The organism is Gordonia sp. NPDC003422, from assembly GCF_053588675.1.
Window position 1 is genome coordinate 118999 of record NZ_JBSFQL010000005.1, and the last position, 23503, is coordinate 142501.

Below are 23503 nucleotides of genomic sequence, written 5' to 3' on the forward strand. Positions count from 1 at the left end.
GACAGAATTACTTCAAGAGAACGGGGCCGCCAAGTGTTTGGCCGCCCCGTCATTGTGCGAGGGGGTCCCGTATGGGCCGCGGCCGGGCGAAGGCAAAGCAGACGAAAGTTGCTCGTCAGCTGAAGTACTCCACTCCGAACACCGACTTCGACAGCCTGCAACGCGAGCTGTCGGGTTCCAGCGATCCGGTGGATCGTCCGGATCCGGTGGACGAGTGGGCTGAAGAAGAGGAGTGGCGGCACGCCTGAGGCGCCGCCTGCCCTCACCCCCTGACCGTTCGATCTGACGGTCAATCCTGTTTCGACAACGACGCCACATGTGGCGCGCTTCGTCGTACCGAGATCATTCATCTCGGTTCTTCCACCGCACCCTGAGCAGTCTGGAGGCGCTAGTGGTGTGTCTGTCTCGGAAATAGGTGACCAGTCTCCGGTGGAGGGGTCTCTTGCTTGGGTCAGCGACCCACCCGCAGAACGGGACGCCAGGCACGCGCGCCCAAAAGTAGGGGAAGAAACTTCGTCCCCTACCCTTGGAGTCCTCCCCCAGAAAGTTCTCGCGGACGACTACGAACCCCGGGGAAGAAGTTCTTCCCCTAGATTTTGCGGGCACGGCACTACCGCATGTGCCCAGTTCAGCGCGGTGGTAACCGAACTCGTCGAGTCACGGGCGGCACCGCAGTCGCAGACGGGTGTTCCTCCGCCATCGGAGCTTCAGAAGCGCGGGTGCTCTCCCACCAGCGTCACGCGGGCAGCGTCGGAGTTCCGGGGTTCGGCGGATCGCTTGATGGTGCCGAGTACCCAGTTGTCGACGTGCCGGGCGGTCAGCACGGCTTGAGCGCGATCGGTGTCCTCGGGGGCAACCACGGCGACCATGCCGACGCCCATGTTGAAGGTGCGTTCCATCTCCGACTGGGCGACGCGACCGCGCTGGGCGATCATCGAGAAGATCGGTGCGGGCGTCCAGGTGCCGCGTTCGAGTTCGGCGACCAGCCCGGTCGGGATGACGCGGGCCAGGTTCTCGGCCAGGCCACCACCGGTGACGTGAGCGTAGGTACGCACGTCGGCCTCGGCGGTCAGGGCCAGGCAGTCGCGGGCGTAGATGCGCGTCGGTTCGAGGAGTTCCTCGCCCAGCGTGCGTCCGAACTCCTCGACCTCGCCGAACAGGTCCATGTGCCCCCATTCGAGCAGCACCTTGCGGGCCAGCGAGTAGCCGTTGGAGTGCAGGCCCGACGATCCCATCGCGATCACGACGTCGCCCGCGCGCACCTTGTCCGGCGAGAGGATCGCGTCGGCCTCGACAACGCCGACCGCGGTGGCCGACAGATCGTAATGGTTGTCCTGCATCAGGCCGGGATGCTCTGCGGTCTCGCCGCCCAGCAGGGCGCATCCGGCGTCCACACAGCCGTCGGCGATACCCGCAACGATCTGGGCGACCGTCTCCGGAACGACCTTGCCGACGGCGATGTAGTCCTGCAAAAACAGCGGTTCGGCGCCGCAGACGACCAGGTCGTCGACGCACATGGCGACCAGGTCCCGGCCGACGGTGTCGTGCTTGTCGATGGCCTGCGCGATGGCCAGTTTGGTCCCGACACCGTCGCTGGCAGCGGCCAGCACCGGCTCGCGATAGTTGCCCTTGAGGGCGAACAGGCCGGAGAATCCACCGAGCCCACCGAGTACCTCGGGGCGCGATGCGCGTTTGGCGTGCGGGGCAAACAGTTCCACTGCTCGCTCACCGGCATCGATGTCCACTCCGGCGGCCGCGTACGACGCATGTTCGGGTGCGTCCGTCGATCCGTCGGCAGCACCATCACGCTCGGTCATCAGCGCAGTCCCCTGTTCTCTTGTACGCCTCGTACGGACGGCTCACACGCTACCCGAGCGCATCCTGGCGAGTGTCAGGGGCGCATGACGGCGCTGACGTTGTCGTTCTGCGCCGTCAGCGGATCGATTCGAGCGTCGCCGGCCGCGTTGGCGAGCATGTGTTCGAGCACGGCTTTGCCCATCGACGTCTCCTCGGGGAGGTCGATGGGATAGTCGCCGTCGAAGCAGGCCGCGCACAGTGCCGACGCGGGCTGGTTGGTCGCGGCGATCATCTCGTCGATGCTGATGTAACCCAACGAGTCGGCGCCGATCGCCTGACGCACACCCTCGACCATGTGCTCCTCGGAGTCCATGCCGTTGGCGATCAGCTCGGCGGGCGACGCGAAGTCGATGCCGTAGAAGCAGGGCCAACGCACCGGCGACGACGCGATTCGCACGTGAATCTCGGCCGCCCCGGCCTCGCGCAGCATCCGGATCAGAGCGCGCTGGGTGTTGCCACGCACGATCGAGTCGTCGACGACGACGAGCCGCTTACCGCGGATGACCTCTTTGAGTGGGTTGAGCTTGAGCCGGATACCGAGTTGCCGAATGGTCTGCGACGGCTGGATGAAGGTGCGGCCCACATAGGCGTTCTTCATCAGACCCTGGCCGTAGGGAATGCCGGATTCCTGCGCGAACCCGACCGCGGCGGGCGTGCCGGACTCGGGAACCGGGATCACGAGATCACCCTCGGCGGGATGTTCGCGGGCCAGGCGTCGGCCGATGTCGACTCGCGCCGAATGCACCGACCGACCATGGATGACGCTGTCGGGACGTGCCAGGTAGACGTACTCGAAGACGCAGCCGCGCGGGGTCGCGTCGGCGAAGCGGGTGCTGCGCACGCCGTCGGCGTCGATGGCGAGCAGCTCACCGGGTTCGATGTCGCGGACAAACGAGGCGCCGACGATGTCGAAGGCCGCAGTCTCGGATGCCACGACCCAGCCGCGGTCGAGGCGGCCCAGCGACAGCGGACGCACGCCGTGCGGGTCACGGGCCGCGTAGAGGGTGTGCTCGTCCATGAAGGTGAGGCAGAACGCGCCGCGCAGCGTGGGCAGCAGCTCCATCGCGGCCTGCTCGATGGTGCTGTCGGCGGCACCGTGCGCGAGCAGGGCGCCGACGATGTCGGAGTCCGACGTCGCGGCCGAACTCATCACGCCGGCGGCGCGGGCGCGGCTGGCCAGTTCCGCGGTGTTGACGAGGTTGCCGTTGTGTCCGAGGGCGACGCCGGTACCTGCGTCGGTGGTGCGGAAGATCGGTTGGGAGTTCTCCCAGGTGGTCGAGCCGGTGGTCGAGTATCGGCAGTGCCCGATGGCGACGTGGCCGACCATCGCACCAAGGTTCTGCTCGTCGAACACCTGGCTGACGAGGCCAAGATCCTTGAACACCAGCACCTGCGAGCCGTCGCCGACGGCAATACCCGCGGCTTCCTGACCACGATGCTGCAACGCATAGAGGCCGTAGTAGCTGAGTTTGGCCACATCCTCGCCCGGCGCCCACACCCCGAAGACGCCGCACTCCTCGCGCGGCTCGTTCTCCGGTTCGTCCATCGAAGCGCCCGACGGGCACTTGTGGGTAGGGGCCATCAAGTTTCGGCTGTGGATCGACAAGTCGGTCATCAACGAGCTCCCTGGGCTGCGAGATCGGGGCCAACACATCGGTGGGCTGGGAGACGTCTTGAAGTTTACGTGCCGGTAGCCATCGATTGCGAATCATGCAGCGGCGTGGGGTACTCAGTTATTCCGATCACGTCCCGCGGGGTGAGGAAACGCACCCTGGCGATGCACGATGACGCCCATCGCAGTCCGTTCGACCAGCGCGGTCCCGGGATCGGCGAACCGGTCGATGGCCCACGCGAGACGGTCGGCCGAGAACTTCGACCGCGGGACCCGCACCCGCAACGGTAGATCGGTGAGCACCTCACCCTCACGCACCGGCATGGGCGTCGACCAGGGAGGATTCGCGCCGGGCTTGACCAGGACGCCCACTTCGAAGCTGCGCGGATCGTCGCCACGCGTGAACACAATCGCCGCGATCTCGTTCCACTTGGCGAATCGCCGACGTGTCGTGACCCCTACCGCCGTCGCCGCGAGGAGTGTGCAGAAGTTCAACCCGACGAGAATCCCGATGATCGTCGGAAGAGTGAGGAGATACGCGACGCGACGGATGGGTGCGTCGCTGGGCAGCGGACCGACCAGCGTAAGCAATCCGAACAGGATCGCGTACCCGATCGGGGGCACGACCACCACACACACGACGCTCCAGCGCGAAGCGACCCGGTAGCGCGTCGCCGCGGTGGCGCGCCGACTCAGCATCGAGAATCCGACACACACCGCGACGAGCACCACGCAGCGACTTCTGATGCGCGTTCTCGCGATCGGCGCCGACGGGACTCCCAGTTCGTTGAACCACGGACCGAGTATCGGACGACGAATCCGAATCCCGCACATCGCGGTCATTCGGCCGGACGGCGACGATCGTGGAGGCGGGAAGGTCGCCTCGCGACAACCGGTGCCGAATCGGAAGACGCGAGTGCTACAGCACTCGCGTTCTCCAAATCAACTCCAGTTCTCGCCCGATCAGCTCGACAACGGCACGATCGGAAGCCAGTCGACGATGTCGCCCGCGCGATGTCCCGACACGTCGAGGAGACCCTCGGCGACGGCAAGGTCGAAGTCCAGCAGCCCGGTGGCCAGCAGCAGCCAGGTGCGTGGCGTGGTCTCGACGACGTTCGGCGGCGTCCCGCGTGTGTGGCGCGGACCCTCGATGCACTGCACCGCCACGAACGGCGGCACTCGAACCTCGACGGAATTGCCCGGAGCCACCTGCGCCAGGGTCCGCGCGGTCGTCCGCACCGCAGCGGCGATCTCCGGTCGCGACGGCTCGGGCGCATCGTCGTCGGTCAGCCACGCGCGGATCGCGAGCACCGCAGCGCGAACCTCGGCGGGGTCGACCTTCTTATGCGGTGGCACCGGGCCATCTTGCATCACCGCATCGCAAAGCCCGGTCGGAGCCTCGGTGATCGGGCAGTATTGAGCCATGGGCACCGATGTGACCTCCCAACAGTTCACCGGCGCCGACCGCGTGCGGTTTCGCCGTCAAGTTGGGCGCGGAACCGAGGCCATCGCGCGGATGCTGTCCGACGGACTTTTCACCGATCACGGCCAACCACCCGAGCCGCTGCTCGGCATGGAAGTAGAGCTCAATCTCGTCGACGAACAGATGCAGCCGGCGATGGCCAACGCCACCGTCCTCGACGCGATCGCCGACCCCGACTATCAAACAGAGTTGGGCCAGTTCAACATCGAGATCAACGTCTCGCCGCGGCCGTTCTTCGCCGACGACACGATCTCGCTCGAACAGGCCTTGCGCACGTCGCTGAACCGTGCCGAGGAACGCGCAGCACAAACCCACAACCACCTCGTGATGGTCGGCACCCTGCCCACCCTTCAGACCGAACACTTTGCCCACCAATGGATTTCGGCAAATCCACGATACGACCTGCTCAATCAGCAGATCTTCGCCGCACGCGGCGAGGACATCGAGATCGACATCGCCGGTGTGCCCCTCGGTGACCACTCCAACAGCGAACGCCTGCACACCTCCACCGATTCGATCCTTCCCGAAGCGGCCTGCACCTCTCTCCAGCTTCACTTGCGCGTGGCCCCGGAAGACTTTGCCGCGCACTGGAACGCAGCGCAGAGCATCGCCGGAATCCAGGTGGCGCTGGCCGGCAATTCACCCTTCCTGGCCGGTACCGCACTGTGGCACGAAAGCCGAATTCCGGTCTTCGAGCAGGCCACCGACACCCGGCCGCTGGAGTTGAAGAATCAGGGCGTGCGGCCGCGGGTGTGGTTCGGCGAACGCTGGATCAACACCATCTTCGACCTGTTCGAGGAGAACACCCGCTACTTCCCCGCACTGTTGCCCGTCTCCACCGACGTCGACCCACTGGCACAACTCGACAATGGCGAGATCCCGGCCCTCGACGAGCTGCGTCTGCACAACGGCACCGTCTACCGCTGGAATCGGCCCGTCTACGACGTCGTCGACGGGCAGGCGCACCTGCGCGTCGAGAACCGGGTGCTGCCCGCCGGCCCCACCGTCGTCGACATCCTCGCCAATGCCGCGTTCTACTACGGCGTCGTCCGCGGACTCGTCGAGGCCGACCGTCCCCTCTGGTCGCAGATGTCGTTCAACGCGGCGGCCGAGAACTTGCAGGCCGGGGCGAGAGCGGGCTTCGAATCACAGATCTACTGGCCCAACGTCGGATGGGTGCGCCCCGACGAGCTGACCCTGCGCCGCCTGCTGCCCCTCGCCGACGAGGGACTGCGTTCCTTCGGGGTGTCGGGTAAGGCTCGCACCCGGTACCTGTCGGTGATCGAGGGCCGATGCATCACGCGGCAGACCGGGTCGGTGTGGCAGCGCGCGGCGGTGGCCGCACGGGAGTCGGCGGGCGAGTCGCGCCATCAGGCGCTCACCGGGATGCTGCGCGACTACGTGACGCAGATGCACGAGGGCGAGCCCGTTCACACCTGGACTTCGTGACAATGTGATCTGTGCCATATTGCCGACTGCTCTGTGACCAGCACGTCAACCGATTGACCGTAACTCTTGGTAACGGTTAACGTCGCTCCACTTCGCTATGCCAACCGGCATACATAGTAGGGGTGGGGGGAATCGACGTGGCGCACGGGCAAAGCCGCACATTCACAGCTCTGGGAACGTGGACACACCGCCACGCAGGACTGATCATGTTGGGCTGGATCGCGGTCGCGGCCATCCTCAACATCGCTGTGCCACAACTCGAACGGACCGTGGCCAACAACTCCGCCGACTTCGTGCCCGACGACCTGCCGGCCAACATCAGTCTCGAACGCATGGCGTCGGACTTCGAAGTGTCCGCCTCGAACGCGGTGAGCAGCGTTGTTCTCGTCAACGAGAACGGTTTCGGCCCCGCAGACGAGCGCTACTACCGAGAACTCGTGCGCAGGCTCGTCGCCGACCACGAGGACGTCGCCTATGTTCTCGACACCTACGGGAACCCGGTCACCCGTGGCGTCGCGCTGAGCCCGGACGGAAAGGCCGTCCAGATGACCGTCGCAGCGCAGGGTTCGGTCGGCTCAACCCGCGCCCACCACAGCACGGTCGGCATCCGAGCGGTGATCGACGGCATGGCGAAGCCCGACGGCCTCGCGGTGCACTACAGCGGTCCGGCCGCGACCTTGTCCGACCTCTTCTCGGCCATCGACGTCTCCCTGCTGATCATCACCGCGGTGTCCGTCGTACTGATCACGCTGCTACTGCTGCTCGCCTATCGCGACCTCGTCACCGCACTCATCCCGCTCGCGACGATCGGCCTGTCGCTGGCGGTCGTGCGCCCGATCATCTCCGTGTTCGGCGCCGCCGGATGGATATCCATCTCGAACTTCACCGTCGCGATCATGACGGCGCTGGTGCTCGGCGCCGGCACCGATTACGCGATCTTCGCCATCTCGAGCTATCACGAGGGCCGCCGGCGCGGGTCGTCGGTCGGCGACGCCACGGCGCGCGCGGTCGGCCGCACCGCACCGATCCTCGTCGCGTCGGCCTGCACGATCGCGGCGGCGTGCACGGCGATGGCGTTCACCAAGATCGGCATGTTCACGACGGCCGGCCCACCCACGGCACTAGCGGTCGTCATCACCCTGCTGGTGTCGCTGACAGCCCCTTTCGCGTTGCTCTCACTCGCCGGGCGACGAGGATTGGCCGAGCCGCGCCGCTCGACCGAGCGCGCGTGGCGGCGGCGCGGCGCTCGCGTGATCCGCCACGCCGGCGTGTACACCACCGTCGCGTTGATCTTTCTGGCAGGCACCGCGCTGATCACCGTCACATTCCGCACCAACTGGGACGAGGCGGCCATGGCGATCTACGCCACGGACTCCAAGGATGGGTACGAGGCCGTGCGTAAGCATTTCGGCCACAACGAGATTGCACCCGAATATGTGACCGTGCGAAGCGCGCACGCCCTGCGCAACACCGGCGATCTGGCGGCGCTCGAGCTGGCCGGCATCGCACTGTCCAACGTTCCACAGGTGGCCGTGGTCCGTTCCATCACCCGGCCCGACGGGCGGCCGCTCCCCGAGGCCGCCACCGGTTACCAGGCGGGTGTCATCGGCCGGCAGCTCGGCGACGCCCACCGACAGATGGTCACCGCGACGCCAGAACTACGGCGTCTGGCCGAGGGCGTGACAGCACTGTCGGCCGGGGCCGATGGCGCGACAGCACGAATGCCCGAACTCGTCGCGGGCACCACCGAGGTCGCGACGATGGCGGGCACTGTCCTCACCGGACTCGAGCACGCCGAGCACATCGTGAGCATCGCCACCGGCGGGCAGACCGTGGCCGGGTCACTTCCCGCCCTACGGACCGCACTGCGCACCGTGACCGAAGTGGTGTCCACCCTGAACACCCGCGACGCCGCCGCCGTTGCCGCACTGCGACGCCTCGGTGTGGTGTTCGATCCCGTGCTGACATCAAGACCGACGGCGCGGTGTGCGACCGATCCTCGTTGTCTGGCCGCACGATTCGCCTTCGAACAGCTCGATCGCGCGCTCGGCGGACGGGCGCGTGCCGCGTTGCAGGCGGCGGACGCGATTGCCGCGGCTCCGCCCGAAGCGCTGAATCGTGTAGCCGCCGCGCTCCCCGACCTGCGAGCCGCACTCACCACCGTCGACATTCTGATCAGACAGCTCGCTGGTCGCACACCGGCGCAGGTGCGGTCGGATCTGACCCGCCTCACCGATGGAGTGGGCCAGTTGTCGTCTGGGCTGACAGAACTCGCGGCCGGATTGCGACAGGTGAAGGCCGGAACCGACAAGACAGTGGCGTTGACCGGCCGGCTCACCGATGGACTGCGACGCGCCTCGCAGTATCTGAACACGATGGGGGCAGCCACCCACACCGGCCCCGGTGCCGGCTTCTATCTGCCGGCTGAAGCGATGCGCGATCCGCGTTTCGTCGCGGGCAGCCGACTCCTGATCTCGCCCGACGGACGCACCGCCCGATTGCTCGTGACGTGGAATGTCAACCCGTACGGCCAGGAAGCGATGCGCGCAAGTCGAGAACTCCCCGACGTGGCCCATCAGGCGTTGGCCGGCACGTCCCTGGCCGACGCTCAAGTGTCGACCACCGGTCTGGCATCGCTCTCGATGGACATGCGCGATCAGGTGATCCGGGATTTCCTGTTGTTCGCGACGGTCGCGGTCATCGCGGTGCTGCTCATCTTGATGGTGTTGCTGCGCAGCGTCCTCGCCCCGGTGCTGCTCGTCGCCACCGTGGTGCTGTCCTTCGCGTCGGCGGCCGGCATCAGCGTCCTGGTGTGGCAGCACCTGATCGGCTTCGACCTCGACTGGTCGGTGATTCCGGTGTCGTTCATGGCCGTGATCGCCGTCGGCGCGGACTACTCGATGCTGTTCGCCGCGCGGATCCGGGAGGAGTCCGCGAGAGGTGGCATGGTCCGCGGGATCATCCGCGGCTTCGGGAGCACCGGCGGGGTGATCACCACAGCCGGAATCGTGTTCGCGCTGACCATGTTTGCACTCATGAGCGGGACGGTGCTCAATCTGGTGCAGATCGGGTTCACCGTCGGCGTCGGCCTGCTCCTCGACATCGCCATCGTGCGCACTGTCCTCGTCCCGGCCGCGATGACGGTCATCGGGGAGCGCATCTGGTGGCCCGCGCTCCCACCACGAAGTACGCGCCCATCGCCTGCGCGAGCACCCGCGCACCGAGATGCAGCGACGCAGCCGTGTACACGCGCCGCCCCTCGCGGTGGGAGACCCACGCGCTCAAGGTGATCCGCTCGTGAAGGGGCACCGGGGCCAGGAAGTCCACCTCGATCCGACTCGATCTCACGTCGAGCGCATGCGGCGCCAGTGCCACCAGCAGCAACTCATCGAACAGATTCGCCACGACGCCACCCGAGGCCCACCCCGGCCGGCCGGCATGACTGTCGTTCAGCGACACCGAACCATGCAGCACGCCGTCGACCAGCTGCATCGCGATCCCGTTGTACGTCCAGTAGCCCAAGATCTTCGGAGGCTCCGCGACGGGGACGCCCTCGTCCCCGTCGGCATCGATGACGTCCAACTCGCCGGTCGTCGCAACCTCGCCGACAGCAGCTTCGTCGACGGCAGCATCATCAACGACCGCATCATCAACGACCGCGACGTCGCTGCCGGCTCCTTCGCGGCTGTCGCCACCCTTTTCTTCCGCCCCCCGGCTCTCGATCACTTCATCCCCGACAACGTCGATCAACATGAGGCGGTTCCTCCTGGCGGCAACTCTTTCCGTGGTTGACAGTGTGGATCACGGATGCAGAATTCAACCGATGATCAAAACACACTGTAGAAGGAGACCACCGTCGCGAGTTTGCGAATTGAATCAATTCACAAAGCGGAACCCGCCGGCTCGACCGACGGCGCCGATACGAGTCCCCGACCCCACACCTGCGGCAGGTCGAGTGCCGTGATCAGTCCCGGCTCCGCATTCACCACGGCGGCAACCGAATTGACGAGCCGCATGGCCGTCACGATCATCCCGGACACGTTGTGGTCACCGTTTTCACCGTGGTGGGAGAACTCCACCTTCATCTGCGGTTCGCCGGAGACAATTATCCGGTAACTACCGTCGCCCTCGACCGGTTTCGGCCACTGCGGGCACTGATCGGGATGTGTGCGGGTGATGTGCTCGAGCACGACGCGGTCCACGCCGTCAACCTGCCCGACGACCTCGAAGCGCACCGCGGCCATCGTGCCCTCGGGAATCTCGACCGACACCGTCGAATAGTCACGGTCGGCTGCGGCCCGTTCGACGCGTTCGACGAGCGGCTCGTCGAGGGTCAGGTCGAGTCCGGCCGCGAGTTGCCGCACCACCGGACCCCACGCCATCGACAGCACGCCCGGCGTGAACAGCATCGGCGTCGAGTCCATCGGTTGGCCGAAACCGAAGATCGACGACATCACCACGGGCTGGTAGTAGGTCGAGTAGTCGGCGATCTCGAGACAGCGGATCTCGTCGATGCGTTGCGACAGACTCGTCATCGACAGCGGTAGAACGTCATTGGCGAAGCCGGGATCGATGCCGTTGACGTGCAGGCTGGCCCCGCCCCGGCGACCTGCGTCGTCGATCCGCGACACCATCTCCGCAGGCAGGATGCCGTGCGGGAACTGCAGGACCACCGGCCCACTCGACACGACGTTGATCCCCGACTCCAGGAAGAAGATCAGGTCCTCGATGGCCTCGAAGATCCGATCGTCGGTCATCGCGGTGTGCACGATGCAATCCGGCGCCAACGCGACCAGCGCGTCCCGGTCGTTGGTGGCGATCACCCCGAGTTCGCGACCCAACCCCGCCAACTCGCCGGCGTCGCATCCCACCTTCGCCGGGTCGGACACCCACACCCCGACGAGTTCGAGATCCGGCCGGGTGTCGATCCCGGCGATCGCATGCCTGCCCACGGTTCCGGTCGACCACTCGACCACACGAAGTGTCATGACCCCAAACTAGAACATGTTTCACTTTCTGTCTGCGTGTTGGGGACACACCACTAATGTCGACGATGATGTCCAAGACTCCCGATTCCACCCCAGCACCGCTGTTCCTCGAACGCGACGGCCACCGGACCTGGATCAAGTGGCATCGCGCCCGCAGGCGGCCCGGCGACCCGCCGTTCACCGCGTCGCGGATCGTCGAGGGCATGCGGCTCGGCGCGAGCGTCGAAGTCGACCTCGTCCTGCACGCCGACCGCGGGTACGCAATCCTGCACGATCGGACCGTCGATCACGCGACGACCGGTCGCGGCCGGGTAGCCGATCTGTCGTCCGACGAGTTGCGAGCGCTGTGCCTGCGGTCCAATCGTGGCCGTCGACTGTCGCAGCGCGTCCTGCTCCTCGAGGATCTCGCCGACCTGCTCGCCGACGTCGAGGTCGCGCCGGACGCCCTGCTGCAGCTCGATTTCAAGGAGGACGATGAAGCCTTGGATGCCGACGCCGTGCAGACCTTCGCTCGAGCGGTGGAACCCTTTGCGCGACACATGATCCTGTCCTGTGGCGATGCAGCCGCGGTGACCCGACTGACCGACGCCGCACCCGACGTTCGGGTCGGCTACGACCCGTGCCATCACGGCGCCGTCGATGCGGTGTTGGGCTCACAGGATTTCGACGGCTTCGTCGGACGCGCGGTCGCCGCGTCGCCGCGAGCCGAGATGGTGTACCTGGAGAACCGGCTCATCATCGCGGCCGACCACCTCGGCGTCGACCTGATCGGCGCGTTCCACGCGGCGGACCGAATGGTGGACGGGTACACGGTCAACCGGGTCGACCGACGATCGATCGCGTTGATCCGACGCCTCCTCGAGCTGCGCGTCGACCAGATCACCACCGACGACCCGGAGGGCGTCGTGGCGCGAGTGGGCCGCGGCTGAGGACGTTGCTCAGCCCGACTCGATCCACCGCCCGGTGTTCGGCACCATCGCCAGGATCGCGCAGGCGATGGGAAAGACCAGGCCTCCCCGCCGGCTGAGGAGCGAGGAGCCCTGGCGACGAGCCTCGAAGCCCTGGCGAGAAACCTGTGTCCGCGACCCGGCCCCGAACTCCTCGGATCAGCTGAACAGCTTCGGCAACGTACCTTCGTGAACGCCGCGCAACTCGTCGAGCGTCACCGACAAGTGATCCTGCACCTCCACCGAGTCGCTGCCCTGATCGACGACGCCGATCCGCGTCCACGGCATCCCGCGAGCATCGAGCATCCCGACGAACCGCGACTCCTCGGTGCGCGGCACGGCCACCAGCACACGGCCGGCCGATTCGGAGAACAGCCAGACGAATGGGTCAGCACCCTCGGGAAGCAGTACGCGGCAACCGGTTTCGCCAGCCAGCGCAGCCTCGACGACGGTCTGGATGAGCCCGCCCTCACTGAGGTCGTGCGCCGCGGAGATGAGACCGTCGCGCGACCCGGCGACCAGGATCTCGCTCAGCAGGCGTTCGCGCGCGAGGTCCACTTGAGGAGGCACGCCACCGAGGTGGTCGTGGGCGACCTGAGCCCAGATCGAGCCGTCGAACTCGTCTCGGGTGTCGCCGAGCAGGATCAGGGTCTCGCCCGGCTCGGTACCGATGCCGGTCGGGATGCGCCTGCGGACGTCGTCGATGATGCCGAGGACGCCGACCACCGGGGTCGGCAGGATCGCGGTCGAGCCGGTTTGGTTGTAGAAGCTCACGTTGCCGCCGGTCACCGGGATGCCGAGCGTGGCACAGCCATCGGCCAACCCGCGCACGGCCTGCTGGAACTGCCACATGACGGCGGGGTCCTCTGGCGACCCGAAGTTGAGGCAGTTGGTGACCGCCTTGGGCACCGCGCCAGACACCGCGACATTGCGATACGCCTCGGCGAGCGCGAGCTGCGCCCCGCGATACGGGTCGAGGTACGTGTAGCGGCCCGACGCGTCGGTGGCCAAAGCGATTCCACGGCCGCTGGTCTCGTCGATGCGGATCATGCCGGAGTCGGCGTGCTCGGCGAGGACCGTGTTGCCGCGAACGTAGCGGTCGTACTGCTCGGTGATGAACTTGCGGCTGCACAGCGCCGGCGAGGCCAGCATCCTCAGCAGCGTGTCCCGCAACTCGTCCGACGTGCTCGGCCGCGTCAACGACGCCGAACTCGACGCGATCACGGCGTCCTGCCACTCCGGCCGTTCGACCGGCCGCTCGTACACCGGGCCGTCGTGCGCGATGGTGCGCGGCGGGGCGTCGACGACGGTCTCGCCGTTCCAGGTGATGACGAGATGGTCGCCGTCGGTGACCTCACCGATCACCGTGGCCAGCACATCCCACTTGCGGCAGACGTCGAGGAAGGCGTCCACGTTCTCGGGCGTCACCACCGCGCACATGCGTTCCTGCGACTCGCTGGAAAGCACCTCGGCAGGCGTCATCCCGACCGCCCGCATCGGCACCTTCTCCAGGTCGATGTGCATGCCACCATCGCCCGCAGCGGCGAGTTCCGAAGTGGCACAGGACAATCCGGCACCGCCGAGATCCTGGATGCCGACCACCAGACCGGCGTGGTAGAGCTCGAGACAGCACTCGATGAGCACCTTCTCGGTGAACGGGTCGCCCACCTGCACCGACGGGAGCTTCTTGCGGTTCGGTCCGGAGGATTCCCCGTCGTCGTCGAAGGTCTCCGACGCCAGCACCGACACCCCACCGATGCCGTCGAGGCCGGTGCGCGCGCCGAACAGGATGATCTTGTTGCCGGCACCGGAGGCGAACGCCAGATGCAGATCCTCGGTCCGCAGCACCCCGGCACACAGCGCGTTCACGAGCGGGTTGCCCGCGTAGCTGGCGTCGAAGACGGTCTCGCCACCCACGTTGGGCAGGCCGAGCGAGTTGCCGTAGCCGCCCACGCCGCGCACCACACCGTCGAGCACTCGCCGCGTGTCGGGGGCGTCGGCAGGGCCGAAGCGCAGCTGATCCATCACCGCGATCGGACGTGCGCCCATCGCCATGATGTCGCGCACGATGCCGCCGACACCGGTCGCTGCCCCCTGGTACGGCTCGACGTAGCTGGGGTGGTTGTGCGACTCGACCTTGAAGGTGACCGCCCACCCGTCACCCACGTCGACGACACCGGCGTTCTCGCCGATGCCGGCGAGCATGCTCGCTTTCATCTCGTCGGTGGTGGTCTCGCCGAAGTAGCGCAGATGCACCTTGGACGACTTGTAGCTGCAGTGCTCCGACCACATCACCGAGTACATGGCCAGCTCGGCGTCGGTCGGCCGGCGGCCCAGGATCTCGCGAATCCGGGCGTACTCGTCGTCCTTCAGACCGAGTTCGCGGAAGGGCTGCGGTTGGTCCGGGGTTTGGGCTGCGGTCGCGACGGTGTCCACTGTGTGGTGGGAACTGGAGCTCACGAACCAAGTCTATGTGGGCATGCCAAATCGGACCCATTTGGCGCGAGGCGAGCGGGCGGTGCACTACATCACCGTCGTGTGCGTTCCAGGCGATAATCTGTTGCGCGGGCAGGTAGGAGTCGCGTCACCGCGACGGCAGGCAGGGGGGCCGATGGCCGACATCCGTAAGGCGAGGGCGCTGTTCGAACTCGGTGTGCTCTCGCTCGACATCCCCCTCGAAGGTCAGGAGTCGGTGCACAACCCGGCGCAGGCGGCCAAGGCGTTCACCCGTGCCAGCGAGTGGGATCCCGAGCAGGGAGACGCCTGGATAGGCCGTCTGGCCTGCGGGGATGCCAGTGACGAGGTGCTGTTGGGGCTCTACCGGTCCCGCCATTCGATCGGCGCCGAGCAGCGTCGGCTCGGACTACCACCCCGCACCCTGGTCGGCCGCTTCTACACCGGGATGTTCATCGACTACCCGGTGTCCGACCCGATCGAGGCCACCGCCGCCTACGCGAGCAGCCTCATCCGCGGACGCGACCACACCGGCGCCGAGCAGGTGCTCGACGAGGTCGCGGCCCAACCCGTCGCGATCGTCGAGTTCATCCGAGGAGTACTCCACTTCAGCACTCAGCGGTGGCCCGACGTGCTCGCCGCTCTGACGGGTGCGCCGCGGTGGGGCGACACCTACATGCAAGCGGTGGCCGATTACCTCGCCGGCAGCGCGTGCATCCAGCTGGGCATGCTCGGCGAAGGCATGCGTCGGCTCAAGAACGCGATCGACGGTCCGATCCCGGCGTGCACCACCCGCGCGATGTACGCCTACGGGCTCGCGTTGCGCGAGCAGGGCCACGAGGACGAGGCCCGCGCGACCTTCGAGCAGGTCTTCGCCCGCGACCCCTCGCTGACCGCGGCCGGCGAGGCACTTCGCTCGCCGAGCATCCGCCTGCGCGTCACCACTCCGGAATCCATCGCCGAGCGCACCGACCGCTGGGACCCGTCGTCGGCGCCGGGCAGCGAGTCCACGGGCGCCGACGGTTCGCCCACGCCCGACGCGATGGTCACCGACGCGCAGCGCGAACTGTCCGAGCAGATCGGGCTCGAGTCGGTCAAGCAGCAGGTCGCCAAACTGCAGTCGGCGTCGATGCTGGCTCGCGTCCGCGCCGACCGCGGGCTGTCGACGTCCGCGCGGAGCCTGCACCTCGCCTTCACCGGGCCGCCCGGAACCGGCAAGACCACCATCGCGCGCATCGTCGCCAAGATCTATTGCGGCCTCGGTTTCATCAAGTCCGACCGGGTCGTCGAGGCGACGCGGCGCGACATGGTCGGTGAGCACCTGGGTAGCACGGCGATCAAGACGTCGGCGCTGATCGATTCGGCGATGGACGGCGTGCTGTTCATCGACGAGGCGTACACACTGATCCAGCAGGGACTCTCGGGTGGCGACGCGTTCGGCCGGGAGGCGGTCGACACCCTGCTCGCGCGGATGGAGGACGACCGCGACCGTCTCGTCGTGATCATCGCGGGCTACGACGCGGAGATCGACCGCTTCCTGGCGGCCAACGACGGTCTGTCGTCCCGGTTCGCGCGGCGCGTCCGGTTCGACTCCTACACGCCCGACGAACTGGCCCGGATCGGTGAGTTCATCGCCACGCGACGCGACTCGGCGCTCACCCCGGAAGCGGTCGTGGAGATCGAAAAGGCCTGCACCCCTCTGTATCACGACATCCGAACCGAGGGCGGCACCATACGGCGAGCCAGCGACCTGGCCGGCAACGGGCGATTCATCCGCAACATCATCGAAGCCGCCGAGGAGGAGCGCGAGTACCGACTCTCGACTGCACCGGACATCAATTCGTTGTCACAGGACGACCTCATGCGCATCGAGTCCTGCGACGTGCAGGCCGCGCTGTCGGGCGTATTGTCGGGACTCAACCGTTGACGAGAGACGAGGTGTGGATGTTCGAGCGCACGGTTCGACGACGATTGATCTTCGTGGTCGCGTTGTTCGCATCGCTCGGCCTGGTTCTCACGTCGTGCTCGTCGGACTCCGACGACACCGCCGGCACATCGCAGTCGGTACCGGCGTCGTCGATCCCCGGACTGCCGATCACCACCGGTGACCTGCCGACGGTTGATGCCCCCGCGAACTCGAAGTCGATGACGTGCCGCGAGTACCGCGGTCTCGACGAGGCCACGCGGGTCGCCGTCGTCAAAGAACTCGGGGTCAAGCAGAATCAACGCCTGGTCGCCGGCGTCGTGGCCACTATGTGTTTGAACCTGCCCGACGACACGGTCGCCGGCATCATCGAACGACTGCCCGAAGTCGCGCGGTGACGGAGGGATTCGATCGTGTCCCAAGATGATTCACAGGCTCCACGCAAGACACTTCTGCACGGTCCGCTGTTCTCACGCAACAAACCGCTGGACCGCGAGAGCGCCGCTGCCCGGATCAGCGCCTACATCTACGGCAACATCCTGATCCTCGCCGCGATCATCCCTATCGATCCAGAACGCGAGAAGTTCGGTGTGCTTGTGCTTCTCGGCACGGCGGCGTCGACCTTCCTGGCCCACGTCTTCGCCGAGACACTCGGCCGGCAGGTGTTGGACGGGTCCGAACACACCACACCCCGGTCCGTCCTCCACCATCTGCGCAACTCGGTGCCGATCCTCACCTCGGCGGTGCTCCCCTGCCTGATACTGGTTGCGGGACTGCTGGATTGGCTCGAACCCCGCACCGCGCAACTCGTTGCCGAGGTGGTGATCCTGGCCCGTATCGCCGGCACGGTGTTCGTCATCGACCGCCTCAACGGCGAACGTCCGTCGCGCGCAACCCTCGGAGGCGCGATCGCCGTCCTGATTCTGGCCACCGCCGTGGTCGGCATCAAGGTGATCCTCACCCACTGACGCGCACCCGTTGACCGTTCAGACGCAACAATCTTCGAACGCACCGACTCGGAGACCGCCCTCCGCTCCCCGAGCCAGGGTGAAGATTTCGGCGCGCGGACTCGAATAGTTCCCTCCGCTCCCTGAGGTGCTCGAGGCGCTAGCCGAGAGCCTCTAAGGGCAGGTGAGACACAGCAATTGGGCGACCACGCACAAACAGTCACCAGGCCTTCGAGGCTCCTCGCACGGGCTCGTCGCACCTCAGGCAGCGGAGGTTGGCTTCGTTTCCACGGAACCAGGCTCAGGCGTGGGCGGAGGTCACCTTGATGATCGTCTCGGTCAGCTCCGGTCGGCAGATGACGAGATCCGGTAGGTAGGTGTCGTCGCGGTTGTAGACCAGCTCGGAGCCGTCGATCCGACCGCACCACAGACCTTTTGCGCGCGCGACCGCGACCGGCGCCGCCGAGTCCCACTCGTACTGCCCGCCCGCGTGTACGTAGGCGTCGGCCTCGCCGCGCACCACCGCCATCGCCTTGGCTCCGGCCGATCCCATCGAGAGCACCTCGCCGCCCAGCGCATCGGCGACATCCTGGGAGAACACCGGCGGCCGCGATCCGCTCACCACAACCCGCACGCGCTCGCCCTTCGGCTCTGCGGCCAACCCGGCCACAGGGGCGATCGGGGACGCATCGTCGACGTAGGTCACGCCCAGCGCGGGCAAGGCAACCGCGCCGACGATCAGCCCCGTGTCCGACGACCACAGCGCCACGTGGACAGCCCAGTCCGACCGGCCTTCGGTGCCGTACTCGCGGGTGCCGTCCACGGGGTCGACGATCCAGACCCGGGGCGCCGACAATCGCGACTTGTCGTCGGCCGACTCCTCGGACAGCACTGCATCATCCGGCCGCTCGGCGCGTAGGCGGTCGAGCAGATAGTCGTTGGAACGCAGGTCACCCGCGCGGCCGAGCTCTTTGCCGCTCAGTCCGCTGTTGGCCCGGACGTCGATCAGCAACTCACCGGCAGCGGTGGCCAGATCACCGGCGAGGGAACGGTCGTCGGTCACGTGTCGCCTTCCTTCCTCATCATGTGGAGATCTACAGCCCCAGGTTACGGAGCACGGCGTCGGCGGCCTCGGTCGGCTGACCGTCGTCCGGCGTCACGACGATGTCGGCGTGTTCGGGACGCTCGTAAGGCGAGTCGATCCCGGTGAACTGGCTGATCTCACCACGACGCGCCTTGGCGTACAAGCCTTTCGGATCACGCTGCTCACAAACCTCGAGCGGGGTGTCGACGAAGACCTCGAAGAACGGCAGTCCCCTCTCGGCGTGGATCTCCCGGGCACGTTCGCGTTCGTCGGTGAACGGCGAGATGAGCGAGACGATCGCCACCGCACCCGAATCGGCGAACAGCGCGGCAACCTCGCTGGTCCGACGGATGTTCTCACGGCGATCGTCGTCGGAGAAGCCCAGATCCGAATTCAGGCCGTGCCGCAGGTTGTCGCCGTCCATCAGGTAGGCGTGCCGACCCTCCGCGACAAACCGACGCTCGAGTTCGACAGCGAGCGACGACTTCCCCGACCCCGACAGGCCGGTCAGCCAGATGGTCGCACCGCGATGTGTCCGTTGCTCGCGAGATACCTTGCTGGACTGCCACACCACGTGACTGTCGCGTCGGACCGGCGCGGTGATCATGCCTGCGCCCACCGTCTTGTTGGAGGCCTCGTCGATCAGGATGAAGCTACCGGTCTCCCGGTTGCGGCCGTAGGCATCGAACATCACCGGTTCCTGCGTGTGCACCGACAGTCGAGCGATCTCGTTGAGCTGCAACGACTCCGCGCTCTCGTCCCGATGCAGCGTGTTCACGTCCAGCCGGTAGTTGAACCCGGAGATCTGGGCACGGGTCAGACGAGTGCCGCACATGAGCTGGTACCGGTTGCCGACACGCAGTTCGGTGTCGTCGGCGAACCAGCAGACCATCGCGTCTAGATCCCGGCCGACGTAGGGACGGTTGTTGGGCCGGGCCAGCATGTCACCGCGGACGATGTCGATCTCGTCGGCGAGTTCGACAGACACGGCCATGGACGCGAACGCCTCGTCCACCCGTGCTCCGCCGGGGGCCCAGAGGTCGGTGATGGTGGTGGAGAATCCACCCGGCAGCACCACGACTTCGTCTCCGCGAGAGAAGATTCCACCGGCGACGGTCCCCGCGTAGGCACGATGGTCGGTGCCGTCGGCGGTTTGCGGGCGAATCACATACTGCACCGACAGCCGCGCATCGATGAGATTGCGGTCCGACGCGATGTACACGTTCTCCAGATGGCTCAGCAGCGGCCGGCCCTCGTACCAGCCCATGTTCACCGACGCCTCGACCACGTTGTCGCCGCGCAGCGCCGACAGCGGGATGAAGGTCAGGTCCGACACATTCAACTTGGCGGCGAAATCGACGAATTCTGTGCAGATCTCGTCGAACCGTTGCTGCGACCAGTCCACCAGGTCCATCTTGTTGACGCAGACCGTCAGGTGCGGGATACCCAACAGGGACGAGAGAAACGCATGCCGCTTGGTCTGTTCGAGCACACCCTTGCGGGCGTCGATGAGGATCATCGCGAGGTCGGCGGTCGACGCACCGGTCACCATGTTGCGCGTGTACTGCACATGCCCCGGCGTGTCGGCGATGATGAACTTCCGCTTGGGCGTGGAGAAGTACCGATACGCGACATCGATGGTGATGCCTTGCTCGCGCTCTGCGCGAAGACCGTCAGTGAGCAGCGCGAGGTTGGCGTATTCGTCGCCGCGTTCCGCGCTCGTACGTTCGATGGACTCGAGCTGATCGGTGAAAATCGACTTGGAGTCGAACAGAAGCCGGCCGATCAGCGTCGACTTGCCGTCGTCGACCGAGCCGGCGGTTGCCAGCCGCAGCATCTCTGTGATGGGCGGCATCAGAAGTAGCCTTCCTTCTTGCGATCCTCCATGCCGGACTCCGAGATTCGATCGTCGGCGCGGGTGGCACCGCGCTCGGTCAGGCGGGTCGCCTCCACCTCGGCGATGACGGCCTCGACGGTGTCGGCGGTCGAGAGCACACACCCGGTGCAGGTGGCGTCGCCGACGGTGCGGAAACGGACCGTCTCCACGTGACTTGTCTCGTCCGGAAACTGTTCGAGGAAGCGGGTTTTCGCCAGCAACATGCCGTCGTGCGGAATCACTTCACGCTGATGTGCGTAGTAAATCGGTGGCAGTTCGATGGATTCGTCGGCGATGTAGCTCCAGATGTCGAGCTCGGTCCAGTTGGACAGCGGGAAGACCCGGATGTGTTCGCCGCGATTGTGCCTGCCGTTGTACAGATTCCAGAGTTCGGGCCGCTGCGCGCGCGGATTCCACGCACCGAACTCGTCGCGAAAGCTGAACACCCGCTCCTTGGCCCGCGCCTTCTCCTCGTCGCGGCGCGCGCCCCCGAACACCGCGTCGAATCTGTTCTCGGTGATGCCCCGCAGCAACGCGGTGGTCTGCAGTCTGTTTCGGCTGGCGCCCGGGCCGGTGGCCTCGACCACTCGCCCGGCGTCGATGTCGTCCTGCACCGAACTGACGATGAGGCGCACCCCGGTGTCGGCGACGACGCGGTCGCGGTACTCGATCACCTCGTCGAAGTTGTGCCCGGTGTCGACATGCATCAGCGGGAACGGGATCGGCGCCGGCCAGAACGCCTTGCGCGCCAGGTGGAACATCACCACCGAGTCCTTGCCGCCGGAGAAGAGCAGCACCGGACGCTCAAACGTGGCGGCCACCTCGCGAAAGATGTGCACCGACTCGGCCTCGAGCGCCTCGAGATGGGAGAGCTCGTAACCATGCGGGTGCGACGCGGAAGACGTCGAGTCCTTGCCCACCGAGGGTCCCATCGGCGCAACCCCTTCCCTTGACTGTCGAATATTCGACGGTCAGTATTGACTATGTGACACACACAGTAGGCGACCCCGCCGAGCAGGGTCAACAGCCCCGCTCGCCGTCGCCTCCGACCGCTCGCGTGATGCGTGTCGTCGAACTACTCGTGCGATCCGCGCCCGACACACTCACGCTGGCACAGATTGTCCGCCTCACCGGCCAATCCCGCGCGACCGCGCACGCCGTCGCGTCGGAGATGGTCGATCGCGGTTGGGCGACCCGACATCCCAGGACCGGCGAGTTCGGACTCGGCCCCGCGTTCGTGGCCCTCGCCCGCACCGCACAGAGCACCGACCTCCTCGGCCAGTGGGCAGGCCCGGCCGTCCGGAACTTCGCCGACGAACACGGGATGCCATGCTTCTTGGCCCGGCGCATCGACGCCGAGACGATCTCCGTCGTCGAACACGCTCTGCCCGACGATGGGTCGTCGCGCCTCGACCCGGCCGCCTCCTGGTTCCGCCCCGGTCGTCGAATCCGGTTACGTCCACCCATCTGTCGCGAGTTCATCGCGTGGTCGAGTCCGACCGACCGGACACAATGGATCGAACAGGCCCCGGCGTCGGTGCGTACCCGTCTGGCCATCGTGCTCGACGAGATCCGCGAACGCGGCTATTCCATCGAGCGCCTGACCCCCGACCACATCGCAATGATCGACGCACTGAGTTCGCTCGACGGCGTCTCGGATTCGCTGCGCTCCCGCGTCGGCGATCTGCTCAGCGAACTCGGCGACATCGACTACCTCGACACCGAGTTGTCCGACGACACCGAGCACGGCGTCGTCACCCTCGGCACACCGGTCTTCGACGCCGGCGGCACGGTCGTGGCATCCCTCGTCGCCTGTCCCGGCGGTGTGAAAACTGGGTATGAACTGCGCGAACTCGCCGAATCGGCCGTGCGGGCCGCCGAATGGGTCAGCACGCACCTGTGATCGACGCCGCGTTCGACTCCGACCAGACCCTACCAACCAAGCACTTGCTAGGTTACGCTCGGAGGCATGAGCGACGCGGTGATTCCCCCTGCCCTGCGCCCCGACGAACTCGGGCCGGACACCACCCCGGTGGCCTATGAGACCGGCGGACCCGATGGTGCCGTCGCGTACGTGACGCTCAACCGGCCCGAGTACCGCAACGCCCAGAACTCGGTGATGACCTATTCGTTGGACTCCGCGTTCCGCCGGGCGGTCGACGACAAGGCCGTCAAGGTCATCGTGCTTCGCGCCAACGGCAAGCACTTCTCGGCGGGCCACGACATCGGCACACCGGAACGCGACTTCGACACCTACTACGACAACGTCGCCACCCTGTACTGGGACCACACCGACCGATCGGGCGCCGACCAGCGGCTCGCGCGTGAGATGGAGGTGTACATGGGTATGTGCCGTAGGTGGCGGGAGATGCCCAAGCCGGTCATCGCGCAGGTGCACGGCGCCTGCATCGCGGGCGGACTCATGCTCGCCTGGATCTGCGACTTCATCGTCGCCTCCGACGACGCCTTCTTCTCCGACCCGGTCGCCCGCATGGGCATTCCCGGCGTCGAGTATTTCGCGCACGCCTACGCGCTCGGTACCCGACGCGCCAAAGAGATCCTGTTCACCGGCGAACGCTTCACCGCGGCACAGGCCGCCGAGTGGGGCATGGTCAATCACGTTGTGCCGCGCGACGAACTCGCCACCAAGGTCGACGCCATCGCCGAGCAGATCGCGGCGATGCCGATCCAGGGCCTCATGCTCAGCAAGAAGGCGGTCAACATCTGCGAGGACCAGATGGGGCTGCGCAACGCGATGGATTCGGTGTTCGGCTGGCACCACTTCGCGCATGCCGCCAACGCCGAGGACGGTGGGGATTCGCTGGGCGGCATGGACGCCAAGTCGATGAAGGCGTCAAGCGCCAATGGGACGGGCCGCTGAC

18 protein-coding genes and 1 pseudogene are annotated in these 23503 nt (G+C 66.6%); 9 read left to right on the forward strand and 10 right to left on the reverse strand.

Annotation, left to right across the window (positions count from 1 at the left end):
* The first annotated feature begins 71 nt into the window (after positions 1 to 71).
* On the forward strand, positions 72 to 248 hold the full coding sequence (locus tag ACWDTF_RS06455; protein WP_240862080.1) for a DUF3073 domain-containing protein: 177 nt from the start codon (positions 72 to 74) through the stop codon (positions 246 to 248).
* 459 nt (positions 249 to 707) lie between these two features.
* On the opposite strand, the gene purM is transcribed toward ACWDTF_RS06455, so the two are convergent.
* The 4 genes from purM to ACWDTF_RS06475 all read right to left on the reverse strand — a co-directional run bounded on the left by purM (position 708) and on the right by ACWDTF_RS06475 (position 4825).
* Positions 708 to 1817 (reverse strand): phosphoribosylformylglycinamidine cyclo-ligase, encoded by a 1110-nt coding sequence (gene purM / locus ACWDTF_RS06460; protein ID WP_240862083.1) that lies wholly within the window; start codon positions 1815 to 1817, stop codon positions 708 to 710.
* Positions 1818 to 1891: 74 nt separating this feature from the next.
* Complete coding sequence (gene purF, locus ACWDTF_RS06465) at positions 1892 to 3472, reverse strand: amidophosphoribosyltransferase (RefSeq protein WP_240862086.1); 1581 nt, start codon at positions 3470 to 3472, stop codon at positions 1892 to 1894.
* A gap of 114 nt (positions 3473 to 3586) precedes the next feature.
* Positions 3587 to 4312 (reverse strand): hypothetical protein, encoded by a 726-nt coding sequence (locus ACWDTF_RS06470; protein ID WP_355273436.1) that lies wholly within the window; start codon positions 4310 to 4312, stop codon positions 3587 to 3589.
* A 120-nt stretch (positions 4313 to 4432) separates the two neighbouring features.
* Positions 4433 to 4825, reverse strand: coding sequence for a sterol carrier family protein (locus ACWDTF_RS06475; protein WP_240862090.1), 393 nt, complete (start codon positions 4823 to 4825; stop codon positions 4433 to 4435).
* Between the two features lie 67 nt (positions 4826 to 4892).
* Here ACWDTF_RS06475 and ACWDTF_RS06480 point away from each other — a divergent pair, with 67 nt between their 5' ends.
* Positions 4893 to 6401, forward strand: a complete 1509-nt coding sequence (locus ACWDTF_RS06480) for a glutamate--cysteine ligase (protein WP_240862091.1) — start codon at positions 4893 to 4895, stop codon at positions 6399 to 6401.
* Positions 6402 to 6538: 137 nt separating this feature from the next.
* Positions 6539 to 9691, forward strand: coding sequence for an MMPL family transporter (locus ACWDTF_RS06485; RefSeq protein ID WP_449754132.1), 3153 nt, complete (start codon positions 6539 to 6541; stop codon positions 9689 to 9691).
* Here ACWDTF_RS06485 and ACWDTF_RS06490 read toward each other — a convergent pair.
* A pseudogene (locus ACWDTF_RS06490) lies at positions 9687 to 10154 on the reverse strand (hypothetical protein); the annotation flags it as partial. The gene ACWDTF_RS06485 and the pseudogene ACWDTF_RS06490 overlap by 5 nt on opposite strands.
* Positions 10155 to 10282: 128 nt before the next feature.
* Positions 10283 to 11389: an NAD(P)H-dependent amine dehydrogenase family protein gene (locus ACWDTF_RS06495; RefSeq protein WP_355273429.1), complete on the reverse strand. Its 1107-nt coding sequence runs from the start codon at positions 11387 to 11389 to the stop codon at positions 10283 to 10285.
* Positions 11390 to 11457: 68 nt separating this feature from the next.
* Here ACWDTF_RS06495 and ACWDTF_RS06500 point away from each other — a divergent pair, with 68 nt between their 5' ends.
* Complete coding sequence (locus ACWDTF_RS06500) at positions 11458 to 12318, forward strand: glycerophosphodiester phosphodiesterase (RefSeq protein ID WP_240862096.1); 861 nt, start codon at positions 11458 to 11460, stop codon at positions 12316 to 12318.
* Positions 12319 to 12495: 177 nt separating this feature from the next.
* On the opposite strand, the gene purL is transcribed toward ACWDTF_RS06500, so the two are convergent.
* Positions 12496 to 14772, reverse strand: coding sequence for a phosphoribosylformylglycinamidine synthase subunit PurL (gene purL / locus ACWDTF_RS06505; RefSeq protein ID WP_449754165.1), 2277 nt, complete (start codon positions 14770 to 14772; stop codon positions 12496 to 12498).
* Positions 14773 to 14947: 175 nt separating this feature from the next.
* Here purL and eccA point away from each other — a divergent pair, with 175 nt between their 5' ends.
* From eccA to ACWDTF_RS06520, 3 genes are read left to right on the forward strand one after another with little or no spacing between them, the layout of a single operon-like run.
* Complete coding sequence (gene eccA, locus ACWDTF_RS06510; protein ID WP_355273423.1) at positions 14948 to 16717, forward strand: type VII secretion AAA-ATPase EccA; 1770 nt, start codon at positions 14948 to 14950, stop codon at positions 16715 to 16717.
* Positions 16718 to 16734: 17 nt separating this feature from the next.
* Positions 16735 to 17112, forward strand: a complete 378-nt coding sequence (locus ACWDTF_RS06515; protein ID WP_240862102.1) for a hypothetical protein — start codon at positions 16735 to 16737, stop codon at positions 17110 to 17112.
* 15 nt (positions 17113 to 17127) lie between these two features.
* Positions 17128 to 17682, forward strand: a complete 555-nt coding sequence (locus tag ACWDTF_RS06520; protein WP_449754133.1) for a hypothetical protein — start codon at positions 17128 to 17130, stop codon at positions 17680 to 17682.
* 280 nt (positions 17683 to 17962) lie between these two features.
* Here ACWDTF_RS06520 and ACWDTF_RS06525 read toward each other — a convergent pair whose 3' ends face one another.
* From ACWDTF_RS06525 to cysD, 3 genes are read right to left on the reverse strand one after another with little or no spacing between them, the layout of a single operon-like run.
* Positions 17963 to 18724, reverse strand: a complete 762-nt coding sequence (locus tag ACWDTF_RS06525) for a 3'(2'),5'-bisphosphate nucleotidase CysQ (protein WP_240862105.1) — start codon at positions 18722 to 18724, stop codon at positions 17963 to 17965.
* 31 nt (positions 18725 to 18755) lie between these two features.
* Positions 18756 to 20600 carry an adenylyl-sulfate kinase gene (gene cysC / locus ACWDTF_RS06530; RefSeq protein WP_449754134.1) on the reverse strand — a complete coding sequence of 615 codons (1845 nt, stop codon included), beginning with the start codon at positions 20598 to 20600 and terminating at the stop codon, positions 18756 to 18758.
* On the reverse strand, positions 20600 to 21553 hold the full coding sequence (gene cysD, locus ACWDTF_RS06535) for a sulfate adenylyltransferase subunit CysD (RefSeq protein ID WP_449754135.1): 954 nt from the start codon (positions 21551 to 21553) through the stop codon (positions 20600 to 20602). Before cysD ends, cysC begins: the two co-directional genes overlap by 1 nt.
* Positions 21554 to 21606: 53 nt before the next feature.
* On the opposite strand from cysD, the gene ACWDTF_RS06540 reads away from it, so the two are divergent.
* Entirely contained in the window at positions 21607 to 22524 is a 918-nt protein-coding gene (locus ACWDTF_RS06540; RefSeq protein ID WP_355273412.1) for an IclR family transcriptional regulator, read from the forward strand.
* A gap of 66 nt (positions 22525 to 22590) precedes the next feature.
* Entirely contained in the window at positions 22591 to 23502 is a 912-nt protein-coding gene (locus ACWDTF_RS06545) for an enoyl-CoA hydratase (RefSeq protein WP_240862113.1), read from the forward strand.
* The last annotated feature ends 1 nt before the right edge of the window (position 23503 follow it).